Below are 15,224 nucleotides of genomic sequence, written 5' to 3'. Positions count from 1 at the left end.
ACCTCCGCCCAAGCCGAAGCTGGCGCCCAGGCCCGCGCCGCCCGCCGCCGCGAAGGCGCCGCCGCCGGCCGCGCCCACCGTGGCCCCCGCGCCCATCGTCGTTCCCAAGGAAGTGCCGCTGGAGAAGCCGCCCGAGTCCGCGACGGAGACGGTGGCCGCCGCGCCCATCGCCGTGGGAGGCACCGGCGCGCTCGTTCCCGGCGGCGTGGTGGGCGGCGTCCCCGGCGGTGACACGCTCGCCGGCGGTGGCGGCCGTGTCGCGCCCATCAATCTTCCCGAGTCCGGAACGCCGCCGGAGCCCCTGTCCTCCAACCTCACGCCGGAATACCCCTCCGCGGCCCGCTCCAAGGGCCTGGAGGGCCTGGTCATCCTCAAGGGCGTGGTGGGCGTGGATGGCCGCGTCACCCAGCTGAGGGTGATGCGCGGCGACGAGCCCTTCGCCAGCGCGGCCCTGGCCGCGGCGAAGACGTGGCGCTTCAAGCCCGCCATCGTCGGCGGCCAGCCCACGGCGGTGTTCCGCATCTTCAAGGTTCCGTTCCGTCTCAAGTCGTAAGCCGAAAAGGCCTCACCCGCACCTGCCCCCCAGGAGCAACCCGTCATGAACTTCAATCTCAGGGACATCTACAACCACATGGGTGTGTTCGCGCTGGGCATCGCGTGGACCCTCATCCTCTTCGCCGTCGCGTCCCTCGCGGTGTTCTTCGAACGCCTCTTCGTCTTCTTCCGCTCGCGCGCCATCTCCAAGCGCTTCGCGTCCCGCGCCGGTCCGCTGCTCACCCAGCACCAGCACGAGGCGCTGGTGCAGGAGGCGGAGGCCACCCAGGGCAGCCACCTGGCCATGCTGCTGGGCGGCGGCATGAAGCACTTCCTCGCGAAGTCCCGCGCGCCGGCCGGCAAGCTGGGGCCGGTGGAGCTCACGCGCCGTGAGCTGGTGCGCATCAACGAGCGCGTCAGCGCGGACGTGCGCCGCGGCATGTCCGTGCTCGCCACCGTCGGCTCGGTGGCGCCCTTCGTCGGTCTGCTCGGCACGGTGGTGGGCATCATCGAGGCCTTCTCCGGCATCGCCAAGGAAGGCTCCGGCGGCCTGGGCGCGGTGTCCGCCGGTATCGCCGAGGCGCTCGTCGTCACGGCGCTGGGTCTGCTCGTCGCCATCCCCGCGGTGCTGATGTTCAACTTCCTCTCCACCCGCGCCGACTCGCTCCAGCTCTCCCTGGACGCCGCGCGGAGCGAGTTCATGGACTACCTGGAGGACCTGGGGCCGCAGAAGCCCGCCGTCACCAACGGCGCCGCGGTGGCCACGGGCCCGGAGCTGGCTGCTCGCAAGGAGTCCCGCGATGTCCACCCCGCGTAGGAGCCTGACGCCGGAGATGAACGTGACGCCCCTGGTGGACGTCGTGCTCGTCCTCCTCATCATCTTCATGGTCGTCACGCCCCAGATTGAGTCCGGCGCCGCGGTGGAGCTGCCCACCGCGACGAACCCGGACAAGGAGAACAAGGAGCTGACGCCCACCACGGTGAGCCTGTCCGCCACCGGGGCCTTCTACCTGGACCGCAAGGAGCTCCAGCGCGACGCGCTCATGGCCGAGCTGAAGGCCGTGCGCGCGAAGGACCCGGACTCGCCCGTGGTGCTCAAGGCCGACCGGGGCGTGCGCTACTCCGAGGTGCGCGGCCTCTTCAAGGCGATGCAGGAGCTGGGCTTCCCCGGCATCAACCTGCAGGTCGTCGACAAGCAGAAGAACTAGGAGCGCACGCCATGGCATTCGACCTCGGAGGAGGAAAGGGCGGCATCCGCCCGGCGATGAACGTGACGCCCCTGGTGGACGTGGTGCTCGTCCTCCTCATCATCTTCATGGTCGTCACCCCGCTGATGACGAAGCAGATGTGGATGACGGTGCCCGCCAAGGGTGATGACCCGGAGGCCGCTGCGCCTCCTCCCGATGCGAAGCCACCGGTGGTGCTCACGGTGGACAAGGCCGGCGTGCTGCGCATCAACCGGGAAGAAGTGCCCCGCGACCAGGTCTTGGCCCGGCTCCAGCGCATGCTCAACGCGCGCCCGGACAAGATTGTGTTCTTCGACGCCAGCGATGATGTGCCGTACGGCGCCGCCATGGACGTGCTGGACCTCGCGCGAGGCGGGGACATCACTGTCGGCGTGCTGCCGGACAAGCTCGCGGATTGATGCAGCGCCGCGGCGGACCGTGACACCGAGTTTGCGGTCCGCCGCCTGAATCGTCACAGCCCCTTCATCCAGATGCCATGCGTGTCGCGTTGTATGCGCGCACCTCGGTAAGGAGTTTCGTGTTGTCTCGCACCGCCCCCCTGCGCGCCTTCGTGGCCGCGCTTGTCATGACAGCTACGCCCGTGTTCGCACAGGCGCCCGGCGTTCCGGGCTCGGCTCCCGCTCCCGCGGTCGACCCCGTCACGCAACCTCTCCCCCAACCCGAGGAAACCCAACCGTCGCAGCCGAAGGACACCGCGACGCAGCCGTCTGGGATTGCCGCTCCCCCCACCGCGGCGGAGCCTTCCGCGCAGCAGCCGGGCACGGTGAGCGCGCCCGCAGCACAGCAGCCCGGCACCGAAGCCGACCCCACCGCGCAGCAGCCCGGCACCGAGGCCGCCCCCACCGCACAGCAGCCCGGCACCGAAGCCGACCCCACCGCGCAGCAACCCGCCGATGAGTCCATGGAGGGCATGAGCGACGAGGCGATGCTGGCCGAGTCCGCCGTCCCGCCCCGGGGCTTCACCGGCATCCACGGCCGCGTGACGGACGAAGCCAACGGCGAGGGCCTCATCGAGGCCACCGTGAAGGTCGTGACGGGCGCCCAGAAGCAGGTGCTCACCGACCTGGACGGCTTCTACCGGGTCGCGCTGCCGCCCGGGAAGTACGACCTGCGCGTCTTCTATGACGTGTACCAGGGCCGCCGCATCACCGGCGTCGTGGTGTCGAAGGGCAAGGCGACGAAGCTGGACATCGCGCTCGGCGCGGACGAAGGCGCGGTGCAGGAGGTCGTCGTCGAGGCCCGCGCGGACCGCCGGGCCGAGGGCGCGCTGCTCCAGGAGCGCAAGAAGGCCGCCGCCGTGTCGGACGCCATCAGCGCGCAGGAAATCGCGCGCACGCCGGACTCCAGCGCCTCCGACGCGGTGAAGCGCGTGGTGAGCGCCACCGTGGTGGACGGCCGCTACGTGCTGCTGCGCGGCCTGGGTGGCCGCTACAGCACCACGCTGCTCAACGGCGCGCTGCTGCCCAGCACCGAGCCGGATGAGCCCAGCGTCCCGCTGGACATCTTCCCCACCAGCCTGCTCGCCAACCTCAACGTGGTGAAGAGCTACACGCCGGACCTCCCCGGCACCTTCGGCGGCGGCACGCTGCTCATCGAGACCCACTCCTACCCGAGCGAGTTCGAGCTCAAGCCGCGCATCAGCCTGGCCGGCGACTCCGTGACGACGTTCCGCGAGCGCAACGCCCAGGCCCAGGGCGGCTTCTTCGAGGACCTGGGCTTCCCCAGCGGCAGCCGCCAGCTCCCCAACGCCATTCCGCGCGACAGCGGCCTGGGCATGTCGGGTGAGTCCGGCGACGTGCTGGAGCAGCAGTACCGCAGCTTCCCCAACATCTGGCAGGCGCGCCGCACCACCGCGCTGCCCAACATGGGCCTGGGCGTGTCCATGGGCGACACCCTGCGCTTCGGCAACAGCCGGCTGGGCTACCTGGCCAGCGCCAACTACGGACACCGCGACGGCGTGCAGGAGGGCAACTTCGCCCGTGTCGACCGCGACGAGACAGGCACGCTCAACGCCCGCGACGCGGCCCGCAGCACGCAGGGCTTCGAGACGGCCAGCCTCAGCGGCCTGGGCAGCGTCGGCTTCCAACTGGACCGCGACAACGAGCTGACCTGGTTCGGCCTCTACACCCGCGGCACCGACACCCGCACGTTCACCGCGCGCGGCAGCAACATCGTCCGCGGGGAGAGCTACGAGAGCACGCGCCTGCAGTTCGTCAGCCGGCAGCTCTTCTTCAACCAGCTCCGGGGCTTCCACCGCCTGGGGCTGCTGGGGGACGCGGAGCTGGATTGGCAGGCCAACCTGTCCCGCGTGGACCGCGACGAGCCCGACACCCGCGACACCCTCTACAGCGACAACCTCTCCGCGCCGTCGGGCACGCCCACCTTCCCCAACCAGCCCAACAGCGGCGAGCGCTTCTTCGCCGAGCTGGGCGAGACGTCCACGGGCGGCAGCCTCAACGTCACCGTCCCCCTCTCCGCCGTCCGGCTGAAGGTGGGGGGCCTCACCCAGGTGTCCTTCCGTGACTTCGGCGCGCGCCGCTTCCGCTACCTGCTGGGCAACACCCCGGTGGACCGCACGCTCCCCCCCGAGCAGCTCTTCGCCCCGGAGAACCTGGGCACCGGCATCCGCGTGCGTGAGAACACCCGGCCAGACGATGCCTATGACGCGTACCTGGGCATCTTCGCCGGCTATGCGTCCGCGGACGTCCAGCCGACGGACGCCCTCCGCCTGGTGGGCGGCCTGCGCGTGGAGTCCTCCATCCAGCAGCTCACGCTGAAGGACCCGTTCACCGGCGCCTCCGGCACGGAGAACCGCGCCGAGTACCTGAACCTGCTGCCGGCCTTCAACGCCATCTACGCGCTGACGCCCACCGTGAATGTGCGCGCCGGCTACAGCTACACGCTGGCGCGACCCACCTTCCGCGAGCTGGCGCCGTTCATCTACTTCGACTTCGTGCGCCGCCGGAACGTGTCCGGCAACCCGGACCTGCTCCAGACGCGCATCCACAACATCGACGCGCGCGTCGAGTGGTTCGCGGGTGAGAACGAGGTCCTGGCCGCCAGCGCCTACTACAAGCGCTTCCAGGACCCCATCGAGCGCGTCATCCGCAACCCCGAGTCGGGGGACCTCAGCTTCGAGAACGCCGCGGGTGCCAACACCTACGGCGTGGAGCTGGAGGCGCGCGCGTCGCTGGCCCGCCTCACCCAGACGCTGAAGGCCGTCCGCGTGGGCGCCAACCTCACGCTCATCCAGTCCGACGTGGACCTGGGTGACCCCAACGTGGTGGGCGCGCAGACGAACCGCAACCGCCCCCTCCAGGGCCAGTCCCCGTACGTCATCAACCTCAACGTCGGCTACTCGCGCCCCGAGAGCGGCACCGAGCTGACCGTCCTCTACAACGTGTCCGGCCGCCGCATCAGCGAAGTGGGCGTCCAGGGCCTGCCGGACATCTACGAGGTGCCCTTCCACCGCGTGGACATCTCGCTGACGCAGCAGCTCGGCGTGGCGCAGCTCAAGCTCACCGCGGCCAACCTCCTCGACTCGAGCGTCACCCTCCGCCAGGAGTCGGTGGACGTGCAGACGTACAAACCCGGCGTCGCCTTCAGCGCGTCCCTGGGCTGGTCCCTCTAACCACAGAAGGAAGCACACCCATGAAGCGCCTCTTTGCCTCCCTCCTGACGCTCTCCGCCCTCTCCCTGACGCCTGCCTGCGGCGACGACAACGACAACACGCCCGACCCCAACCCGCCGCCGACGGACACCACCGAGGACGTGTCCGCCAACATCACCCAGGACACCACCTGGAAGGCGGGCGTCACGTACACGCTGAAGAACTACGTCTTCGTGGAGAGCGGCACGCTCACCATCGAGCCGGGCGCCCGCATCCTGGGCGACCAGGGCAGCGCGCTCATCGTCACCCGCAACGCGAAGCTTCACGCGGTGGGCACGGCGCAGGCCCCCATCGTCTTCACCAGCTCGCGGCCCGAGGGCAGCCGCGAGCCCGGTAACTGGGGCGGCGTGGTGCTGCTCGGCAAGGGCCGCCTCAACGTGGCGGGCGGCGAGAACACGGTGGAGGGCTTCTTCGCCTCCGGCAACAACCCGCTGACCCGGTACGGCGGCGGCGCCACCCCGGACGACGCGCACGACTGCGGCACGCTGAGCTACGCGCGCATCGAGTTCGCCGGCTTCGAGCTGTCCGAGGACAACGAGCTCAACGGCCTCACCGTGGCCGGCTGCGGCTCGGACACCAACCTGGACTACATCCAGGTCCACATGGGCGCGGATGACGGCGTGGAGTTCTTCGGTGGCTCGGCCAACCTGTCGCACGCCGTCGTCACCCAGGCGGATGACGACTCGCTGGACTACGACCTGGGCTACAGCGGGAAAATCCAGTTCTTCATCGCGCAGCAGAACGCGGTGGTGGGCAACTTCGGCATCGAGGCCTCCGGCAACAAGAACGACAACGCGGCCACGCCGCGGTCCGCGCCGGAAATCTGGAACGCGACCTTCATCGGCTCGGGCCGTCCGGCGGGCACCACCCCCGCGCAGGCGGGCATGGTGTTCAACACCGGCGCGGGCGGGAAGCTGAACAACGTCATCATCGCGAACTTCGCCGACCTGGCGGTGGACGTGAGCGGCACGGCCTCCGCGGCCCTGTGGAACGCGGCCACGCCGGAGCTGTACCTGCGCAACACGTTCTTCTGGAACAACCGCGGCGACACCGCCTCCATCCCCGCGGCGCCGAACCCGACGGTGGACGCTGGCGGCAACGTCACCAACCCGGACTCGTCCAACTTCAACGAGCCGGAGAAGGTGCTGGCCTCCGGCCTGAACAACCGCGTGCAGGATCCGCAGCTCACCGACGCGCTCAACCTGACGGCGCCGAACTTCATGCCGGCGGCCGGCTCGCCCGCGCTCAACCCGGACTCCGCCGCCACGCCGCCGGAGGGCTTCGACACCTCCGCCCGCTTCGTGGGCGCGGTGGGCACCACCAACTGGCTGGCCGGCTGGACTGCCTTCCCGCAGGACTGACGTCCCCACGCTGAGCTGAGCCGGGCCCCTCCACGCGAGCGCGGGTGAGGGGCCCGGTCCCATGGCCCGGTCGAGTGCGGCGCGCGGAGGGGGGCTCCGGCGACGGCACCCGGCCGGGCCGTGGCCTTTGCAGCGCCCGGAGCCTCCTGGCGTCCCTGGGCCCACCGCCCCGCGCGGCCCGTCCTCGCGGGGTTGTCATCCCCGGCGGCTCCCCCAACGTTTCTCCGGTGGCGGGCCCGACTCCTGCCTGCCCAGGAGGAGCCGCCGCCATGCGTGACACGATTCAGCAGCCAGGAGCCCGCTCTCCCGCTGTGCCTCCACGCGGCGGAAGCCAGCGGCGGAGCCCATTTGGCCGCGACGGCCAGCGCACCTCGGAGGAGCGCCTCCCGCAGCTCGTCTCCGCGCTCGCGGGCGGCGCCCTGCTCACCCTGGGCCTCCGGCGCGGAAGGCTGGGCGGCGTGGCACTGGCACTGGCCGGTGGCGGCCTGCTCTTCCGCGGCACCCGGACCGAGCAGGAGCCCTACGTCCGCAGGCACGGCGTCGTCGTCCGGAAGCTCCGCCGACAACGCGGCCGGGACGCCACCGTCGAGCTGACGGTGCTCCAGCGCTCCATCACCATTCAAGGTACGCCGGAGGCGCTGCATCGCCGCTGGCTCGACGCGGAGACGCTCAGCCAGGTGATGGGACACTTCGCCGACGTCACGTCCTCCGGCGAGGGCCTGCAACACTGGAAGGTGCCGGGCGTGCTCGGCAGGGAGTTCGAATGGGACGCCCAGGTGGTGGAGGAGCGCCCCGGTGAGCTGCTGCGCTGGCAGGCCGTGGGGGACACGGCCCTGCCCAACGAAGGATGGGTGCGCTTCCGCCCCGCGCCGCGGGACTGGGGCACGGAGGTGACGCTCCGCTTCGTCTTCGACCCGCCGGGCGGCGTCTTGGGCGAAAAGGCCGTGCAACTGTTCGGCGCCGTGCCCGCCGCGCTCGCGCTCAAGGCCCTCAAGCGCTTCAAGAGCCTCGTCGAGTCAGGCGAGATTCCCACCACCCGACCCAACCCCGCCGCTCGCGAGGGCGGCTACGCCTCCTGAGGAACCTGCCCATGCGCGCACTCTGCTGGAACGGCATCAACGACCTGGGCGTGGAGACGGTGGGGGACCCTCGCATCGTCAACCCGCACGACGTCATCCTCCAGGTGAGGATGTCCACCACCTGCGGCTCCGACCTCCACTTCATCGACGGCGACATCCCGACGATGCGCAAGGGAGACGTCATCGGCCACGAGTTCATGGGCACCGTCGTGGAGAAGGGCCCCGCGGTGAAGAAGGTCCAGGTGGGAGACCGCGTCGTCGTCCCGTCCTTCATCTGCTGCGGCGGCTGCTGGTACTGCCAGCACGACCTCTGGTCCCTCTGCGACAACACCAACCCCAAGGGCGAATTGCAGGAGCCCCTGTTCGGCTACCAGACGGCCGGCATCTACGGGTACACCCACGCCTTCGGCGGCTACGCGGGCGCGCATGCGCAGTTCGTCCGCGTCCCTCACGCGGACAACGACTGCTTCCGAGTGCCCGAAGGCGTAACAGATGAACAAGCGCTGTTCCTCTCCGACGCCGTCCCCACCGGCTACATGGGCGCGGAGTTCTGCGACCTCCAACCCGGCCAGACGGTGGCCGTGTGGGGCTGCGGCGGCGTGGGGTTGATGGCGCAGAAGGCCGCGTTCCTCCTCGGCGCCGAGCGGGTGATTGGCATCGACCGCTTCCCCGAACGGCTGAAGCTGGCGCGGGAGAAGGTGGGCGCGGAGACCATCAGCTACGAGGAGGTCGACAGCGTCCAGGACGTGCTCAAGGAGCTCACCGGCGGCCGAGGCCCCGACGCCTGCATCGACGCGGTGGGCATGGAGGCGCACGGCACCGGCGTGGGCGCCGCGTATGAGCGCGCGAAGCAGGCGCTGCACCTGCAGACGGACCGGGGCCAGGCGCTGCGGCAGGCCATCCTCGCGTGCCGCAAGGGCGGCATCCTGTCCGTGCTGGGCGTCTACGGCTTCATGGACGCGTTCCCCATGGGCGCCATCATGAACAAGGGCCTCACGGTCCGCGCCGCCCAGCAGCACGGACAGAAGTACCTGCCGCGCCTGCTGGAGCACGTGGTGAAGGGCGAGCTGGACCCGTCCTTCCTCGCCACCCACCGGTTCTCCCTGGAGGACGCGCCGAAGGGGTACGAGCTCTTCAAGAAGAAGCAGGACGGCTGCGTCCGGGCGGTGTTCCTGCCCAACTGACGCGCCAGTCCTCGCGAGGCCGTCCGGTGGCCGCGACACACCGGGCGGCTTCGTTTATCCGCGGCCCGCTCAGGCCTCGGACAGCATGCCGTTGCCGGTGTGGTGCGCCGCCGCGGCGAGCGCCTCCGGCGTGGACCCGTCCGCGAACAGGGAGGCCCCCGCGGCGGCGCGGGCCTTGGGCGGACGGCCCCGGCGGCGGGGCGCGTTCTCATCGCTCCCCTGCGCCGCGCTCGCGGGGTCCGCCGCCGCGCCGTCAGCCCGGGCGCCCTTGCGCGCGGCACGCGGCAGGTGGATGCCGTCCAGGCGCGCGCTCAGCTCCACGTTCTCCTCGGAGAAGACCCGCGCGTACGCCAGCGCCCGCTGGCCCTTCTGGAGCAGCGCCTCCTGGCTCTCGTGCAGCGCCTGCCGCGCGGACTCCAGCGCCGCCTGCGCGCGCGCCACGGCCTCCGCCTGCTCCCGCACCTGTTCGGCCGCGGCGTCCAGCACCTCGCCGTTCATGTCCGGGAAGCGGACCTCCGCCAGCTCCGTGGTGAACAGCTCGAGCAGCGCACGCAGCGCCGGGGAAATGGGGTCGTTCTCGTTCGAGTCGAACATGCGCGGGCCTCCTGGCTCCTTGCGGGAAGGTGGCCCCTATCTGCCCAGATGTTCAGTGTCAGATCAAGAGGGTAGGCTAAAACAGCACCCCTACTGATCAATCCACGCGCACCAGCGCCGCCTGCTGCAAGCCGTCGTCCGCGCTCACCTCCACGGACAGGTAGTGCCGGCCCACCCCGTCGAACGTCTCCGGAATAGCGCCTCCGCCGCCGACGATGAAGGCGGGGATGCCCCCGTTGGTGAACGAATAATAGGAGTGGATGTGCCCGTAGAGCGTGAGGTCCACGCCCGCGCGCGCCAGCTTCCCCATCAGGCCCGCGGCCTCGCCCCGGTTGGCGAAGCCGCCGCCGCGCAGGCCCACCGGGTCCTGCGGAGGAACGTGCATGGCCACCACGTGCGTGCCGTCCCGCGAGGCCGCCAGCCACCCCTCCAGTTGCTCCTCCACGCCGGGGTCCAGCGTGCCGTTGCTGGAGTCCACCACCGAGAAGCGCACGCCCTTGAAGACGAAGCTCTGGCTGCCGCGCCCCACCAGCGCGTGGTACTCGGCCGCGTCGCGGGTGAACGTCTCGTGGTTGCCCAGAGTGGCGTACAGCGGGATGCGCGAGCCCGCCTCCAGCCGCTCCTGGAACTCCGTCAGCTCGTCGCGCGTGCCGGACTCCGTGAGGTCGCCCGCGAAGAGGATGAAGCGCGCCGCGTCGTCCCGCCGCATGCGCGCGTAGATGTCCCCCACGCGCGGCAGGGCCTCCTGCACGTCCGCCAGCACGAGGAAGCGGAAGGGCTCTGGCGATTCCGAGTCCGGCGGCGCCACGGACAGCCGCGCCGTCGTCCCCGCGCGCAGCGCCACGCGCCACACCTTCACCGTGGGCAGCGCCTGGGGAAGGGCCTCCTGCGCCAGCGGCGCGCCCCCCTCCTCCTGGGCCACCAGCACCGCGTCCGGCATCGCGTTGCGCACCGTCACCAGCCAGTCGGACGGCGCCTGTGCGCCCACGTCGATGCGGGCGGTGAAGGCCGGCGCGTTGCCCCACAGCACCAGCGAGCCCGGCGCCAATTCGCGCACCGTCGCCAGCCCGTCCGCCACCGACAGCGTCACCCCACCCTGCTGCGCCTGTCCCACCTTGGAATCCGCGACGGCGCGGTTCTCCGCGGGCCGCATGCCACAGCCCGACGACACCAGCGCCGCCAGCACGCCCGCCTTCACACCCACGCGCATCACCGCTCACCTCCCAAGGCATGAATCAATGACAGCCGGCCCACGAGCGCGCCACCTCCCTGCACCTCCGCGGCGACGCCCCAGTCATCCGTCAGCAGCGCCCGGCCCCGCAGGCCAAAGGCGCCCACGATTCCGCCGCCGCGCGAGCGGATGCCGCCCGCGAAGGAGTCCTTGCGGTGGTCGTAATAGAGCATCGCCTCGCCCCGGAAGGGCCCGCCCCGGCCCAGCCACACGCCGTAGCCGAAGGTGAAGAGCAGCTGCTCGTGCAGGTTCCCGTCGCTCACCGCGCCCGGGTACGTGATGGCCTCCGCCGACGTGCCCACGCTGACCTCCGCGAAGGAGCCCGCCATGGCCGGGCTGATGCGCGACATGGCCAGCCGGCCCCGCAGCGCCACCTCTCCGCTGATGAGCGCGAAGCCCTCGGTGGGGTAGCGGTGGAGCTGGCCAAAGGCCTCCACGTCCAGCGCGCTGCCATCCGTGCCCGCCAGCGAGCGCTCCGGCGCGCCCAGCAGCCGCCACGCCCCGCCCAGGCGCACCTGGGTGTTGCCCTCGGACGGGTCCACCCGCACGGCGCCCAGCAGGCGCAGCGAGTCGAAGCGGGCCTGCGCCCCCACCGTGAGGAAGTGGCGGTAGTCGAAGGCCGCGTCATTCACATACTGGTAGCCCACCTCCAGCTCCAGCGGCGGAAGCAGCGGCGGCGCCACGCCCGGGTCGAACGCCGGCGCCGTCACCGCATACAGATTGGCCAGCGCGGAGATGCCCAGCACGCTGAAGCCCGCCAGCGTCACCGCGTACAGCGGAGCAATGGTGCGCCGCGACGCGCCCGTCAGGGCGATGGGCACCCCGCCCAGCGCGATGAGCCCCAGGCCCGCGCCCTCCAACGCGAAGAGCCGCTTCGCCGTCTGGCCGTCCCCCGCCACCAGGGCCCCCAGCCCGTGGAAGAGCAACCCCGGCACCACCGCCACCGGCACCGCCAGCGGCTTGAAGTCGGGGCGCTCCGGGGGCACCTGCCCCAACGCCTGCTGGGAGGGGCCGACCCGCGCCTGGAGGGGCGCATCCACCGGGACCTCCGGGCCGCCATCTCCACCTCGGGCCAGGCCCGGCGTCGAGAACAGCAGCACTCCACTCAGACACACGGCGCCCCACCGCGAGCGAAGGGGGAGCTCGGACACCATCGGCGACGCCTCTTTCTCCGTGAGGGACCGGCCGCCCCCGCCCGCCGGCAAGCGCAGGCGAGTCCGCTAGATAACCGCGCCGGGGCCCCGCGCGGCAGGCGCCCTGCGTGAAGAACTGTGAAGCCTCACACCTCGGCAACCCTGAAAAACTTCGCACAGAGTGCAATCTGGAACCGAGATTTTCCCCGGAAGGAAGGTATGCTCCTCCCCCGTGGCGGAAAACAGCCCTCAGCAATTCGGTAAATACGTCCTCCTCTCGAAGATCGCCGCGGGAGGCATGGCTGTCACCTACCGCGCGCGGATGACGGGCGCGGCGGGCGTCACCAAGCCCTGCGTCATCAAGCAGATCCTCCCGCACTTCGTCGACGATGCGGACTTCGTCGAGATGTTCATCGGCGAGGCGCGCGTGGTGGCCAGCATGAGCCACAGCAACATCGCGCAGATCTTCGACTTCGGTGAGGTGGACGGGCAGTACTTCATCGCCATGGAGCTGGTGCAGGGCCAGCCCCTGTCCAAGGTGCTGCGCCGCGCCCAGCGGATGGGCATTGGCTTCTTGCCGGAGTCCCTGGCGCTCCATGTGGCCAGCAAGCTCTGTGACGGCCTGGACTACGCGCACCGCCACGTGGGCGACGACGGGCTGACGCTGGGCCTGGTGCACCGCGACGTGTCCCCGGACAACGTCCTCATCTCCTATGAGGGCGAGGTCAAGGTCATCGACTTCGGCATCGCCAAGGTGACGAGCGCGGTGGAGGCGAAGACGTCTCCTGGCACCCTCAAGGGCAAGTACCCGTACTTCTCCCCGGAGCAGGCGCAGGGCCGGCAGGACCTGGACGCGCGCACCGACGTGTACGCCGCGGGCGTCGTCCTCTACGAGATGGTGTGCGGCAAGCGCCCCTATGAAGGGGAGTTCGTCACCGTCCTGCCCCGCATCCTCGTGGGCGACCGCCTGCCGCCGTCCGCGCACAACCCCACCCTCAGCGAGGACGTGGAGACGGTCATCTCCCACGCCCTGGCGCTGGACCGCGAGGCGCGCTACCAGACGGCGAAGGACCTGAGCGAGTCGCTGGTGGAGCTGCTCTACCGCGACAACCCGCGCTTCACCCCCACCCTGCTGTCGCAGCTCATGGCGCACCTCTTCGCGGAGGAGCTGACCGCCGAGGGCCGCCGGGTGGAGGTGTCCCCCGTCTTCCAGGAGCAGCTCGCCGCCTGGCAGACGGGCGTCACGGAAGCAACCCAGGGCCGCGCGCGGCTCCCGTCCAGCAACGCCCAGCGGGGCTCCAGCCCCGGCGTGCGCAGCCGGCCCGGCAGCGACAGCGGCCGCCCTGGCAGCGACAGCGGCCGCCCTGGCAGCGACAGCGGCCGCCCTGGCAGCGACAGCGGCCGGCCCGGCAGCGACAGCGGACGCCCTGGCAGCGAAGCAGGCCGTCGCCCCGCGAGGAGCAACCCGGGGGTGCGCCGTCCCACGAGCAGCGGCATGCGGCGGGTGACCCAGTCCCAGCTGCCTCGCTCCGAGGGCGGCGCCCGCAGGACGTACACCGCCGAGCGCCCCGGCCCCCCCGTTCCGGAGCTGGGCGACGAGCCGAGCACCGACGCGGGCGAAGCGCCCCTCCCCACCCAGGCCACGCCGCACGACACCCCCATCGAAGTGCCCGCCGCCGAGGCCGAGGAGCCCACCACCCAGGCGCACCCGGTGGGGACCTGGAGTGGCAAGGGCTACCGCACCACCGTGGACGACGCCCGGGACGCGCTTGCGCGCGAAGAGGCCGCGCGCGTGGCGAAGGGGAAGGAGAAGGCGCGCATCGTGACGATGTCCGTCATCTATGCGGCCGCCGCGCTGCTCCTCGTCGGCGTGTTCTACAAGCTCGTCTTCGCGCGCGAGTCCACGTCCGACGACGCGTACGCCTCCACCACCACGCTGTGGCTCGCCTCCAAGCCCGCGGGCGCCACCGTGCGGCTCAACGACCAGGTGCTCAAGGGCGCCACGCCGCTGATGGTGGAGGTCAAGATTGGCGAGGCCAACACGCTGGCCCTGACGCTGCCCGGGCACCTGCCCTGGACGAAGCGCTTCACGCCCACGTCGAGCCTGGTGGAGCCGCTGACGGCGGAGCTGAAGCCCATCGCCGCGCCGCCACCGCCGCCGCCCGTCGAGGTGGCCGTGGCGGCGGCGCAGGAGGACGCGGGCGCCGCGCTGGTGGCGGACGCTCTGGAGGACGGTGGCGCGGGCGCCCCGGACGAGGACGCGGGCGCCGCGCTGGTGGCGGAGGCTGGCGGCGCCCCCCTGGAGGACGGTGGCGCTGGCGCCCCGGAGGAGGACGCGGGCGCGGCAACGGACGTAGCCGTCACCCAGGGCGGGGCCGAGGAGGAGGACACGCCGCAGCGGACGATGCAGGAGGTGGACTACCCCACGCGCGTGTTGGTGCTGCGCCCCCGGTACAACGCCGTCCCCCTACCCGAATACAACACCGCCAGCATCGAGCTGAACCCCGGCACGACCTACTCGGTGTGGACGCAGGGCAACGCGTCCATGGCCGAAGGCCGACGCACCGCCTCCGGCACGCTGGCCTACCTCATCGAGGGCGACGGGCCGGTGGACAGCAGCTTCGGCCTGCTCGGCACGTCGACGCGCACCATCAAGGGCGCCCGCAAGCTCCACGTCTTCGCGCTGGATGACGGCGGGCCGGACGACAACAGCGGCTCCATCCGCATCAACGTCCGCCAGTCCGCCTACGTGCCGCCGCGCTCATTCACCTTCGACGCGAAGGAGCACGCGGTGCAACTGAAGCCCGAGCACCAAATCGTGCTGCGCGGCCTCAACCCGCGCTCCACCTACCTGCTCACCGTGCGTGACGACTTCGCGGAGCTGCGCCCCGGTGCCAACGGCCGCGTCCGCCAGGTGCTGTGCATGGAGCGCGGGCCGGCGCCCGAATCCGTGCGCGCCACCCACCGCGTCCTCGAGACCGGCAAGCGCTACCAGGTGAAGAACACGGAGGACCTGCACTGCACCTTCCCCGACCTCCAGGTGAGCGACAACAAGGGTGCCTTCGAGGTGGACATCGTCGACGTGACGGCCATGAGCCGCAAGGAGCGCGCGGAGGCCCTGAGGGGCTCAGGCCGCTCGGAGCGGTAGCGGCGCGGAGGCCCGGCTCGACAAGGACGGGAAAGGCACGTGG

The 15,224-nt window shown here is 71.3% G+C and carries 12 protein-coding genes; 9 read left to right on the top strand and 3 right to left on the bottom strand.

All coding sequences use genetic code 11. The features are described 5' to 3' along the window. The 8 genes from HV826_RS20575 to HV826_RS20540 all read left to right on the top strand — a co-directional run. On the top strand, window positions 1–553 hold a 553-nt coding region (locus HV826_RS20575), incomplete at its 5' end, for an energy transducer TonB (protein WP_176418726.1). 45 nt (window positions 554–598) lie between these two features. Then, entirely contained in the window at window positions 599–1,351 is a 753-nt protein-coding gene (locus HV826_RS20570) for a MotA/TolQ/ExbB proton channel family protein (RefSeq protein ID WP_176418725.1), read from the top strand. Further along, a complete protein-coding gene (locus HV826_RS20565) occupies window positions 1,335–1,742 on the top strand; it encodes a biopolymer transporter ExbD (protein WP_176418724.1) in 408 nt (135 codons plus the stop codon). Before HV826_RS20570 ends, HV826_RS20565 begins: the two co-directional genes overlap by 17 nt. A gap of 11 nt (window positions 1,743–1,753) precedes the next feature. Further along, complete coding sequence (locus HV826_RS20560; RefSeq protein WP_176418723.1) at window positions 1,754–2,179, top strand: biopolymer transporter ExbD; 426 nt, start codon at window positions 1,754–1,756, stop codon at window positions 2,177–2,179. 77 nt (window positions 2,180–2,256) lie between these two features. Beyond that, window positions 2,257–5,412 carry a TonB-dependent receptor gene (locus HV826_RS20555; RefSeq protein WP_176418722.1) on the top strand — a complete coding sequence of 1,052 codons (3,156 nt, stop codon included), beginning with the start codon at window positions 2,257–2,259 and terminating at the stop codon, window positions 5,410–5,412. 20 nt (window positions 5,413–5,432) lie between these two features. After that, the gene (locus tag HV826_RS20550) at window positions 5,433–6,812 is read left to right on the top strand and encodes a hypothetical protein (protein WP_176418721.1); all 1,380 of its coding nucleotides are present in this window, start codon (window positions 5,433–5,435) and stop codon (window positions 6,810–6,812) included. A 269-nt stretch (window positions 6,813–7,081) separates the two neighbouring features. Further along, complete coding sequence (locus HV826_RS20545; RefSeq protein WP_176418720.1) at window positions 7,082–7,891, top strand: SRPBCC family protein; 810 nt, start codon at window positions 7,082–7,084, stop codon at window positions 7,889–7,891. 11 nt (window positions 7,892–7,902) lie between these two features. Further along, the gene (locus HV826_RS20540) at window positions 7,903–9,075 is read left to right on the top strand and encodes a zinc-dependent alcohol dehydrogenase (protein WP_176418719.1); all 1,173 of its coding nucleotides are present in this window, start codon (window positions 7,903–7,905) and stop codon (window positions 9,073–9,075) included. A 69-nt stretch (window positions 9,076–9,144) separates the two neighbouring features. Here the strand turns inward: HV826_RS20540 and HV826_RS20535 are convergent, their stop codons facing one another. The 3 genes from HV826_RS20535 to HV826_RS20525 all read right to left on the bottom strand — a co-directional run bounded on the left by HV826_RS20535 (window position 9,145) and on the right by HV826_RS20525 (window position 12,054). Further along, window positions 9,145–9,669 (bottom strand): hypothetical protein, encoded by a 525-nt coding sequence (locus tag HV826_RS20535; RefSeq protein WP_176418718.1) that lies wholly within the window; start codon window positions 9,667–9,669, stop codon window positions 9,145–9,147. 97 nt (window positions 9,670–9,766) lie between these two features. After that, window positions 9,767–10,879 (bottom strand): metallophosphoesterase, encoded by a 1,113-nt coding sequence (locus HV826_RS20530; RefSeq protein ID WP_176418717.1) that lies wholly within the window; start codon window positions 10,877–10,879, stop codon window positions 9,767–9,769. After that, a complete protein-coding gene (locus tag HV826_RS20525; RefSeq protein WP_255217320.1) occupies window positions 10,879–12,054 on the bottom strand; it encodes a hypothetical protein in 1,176 nt (391 codons plus the stop codon). The genes HV826_RS20530 and HV826_RS20525 overlap by 1 nt, the downstream gene beginning before the upstream one ends. A 211-nt stretch (window positions 12,055–12,265) precedes the next feature. Between HV826_RS20525 and HV826_RS20520 the strand changes: the two genes are divergently transcribed. Beyond that, window positions 12,266–15,181, top strand: coding sequence for a protein kinase domain-containing protein (locus tag HV826_RS20520; RefSeq protein ID WP_176418715.1), 2,916 nt, complete (start codon window positions 12,266–12,268; stop codon window positions 15,179–15,181). Window positions 15,182–15,224: the final 43 nt, after the last annotated feature.

Origin of the sequence: Myxococcus sp. AM010 (assembly GCF_013372585.1) — a bacterium.
GTDB lineage: Bacteria > Myxococcota > Myxococcia > Myxococcales > Myxococcaceae > Myxococcus > Myxococcus vastator.
Note: the sequence above shows the minus strand (reverse complement) of the source record. Positions and strands in the feature narration are given on the sequence as shown.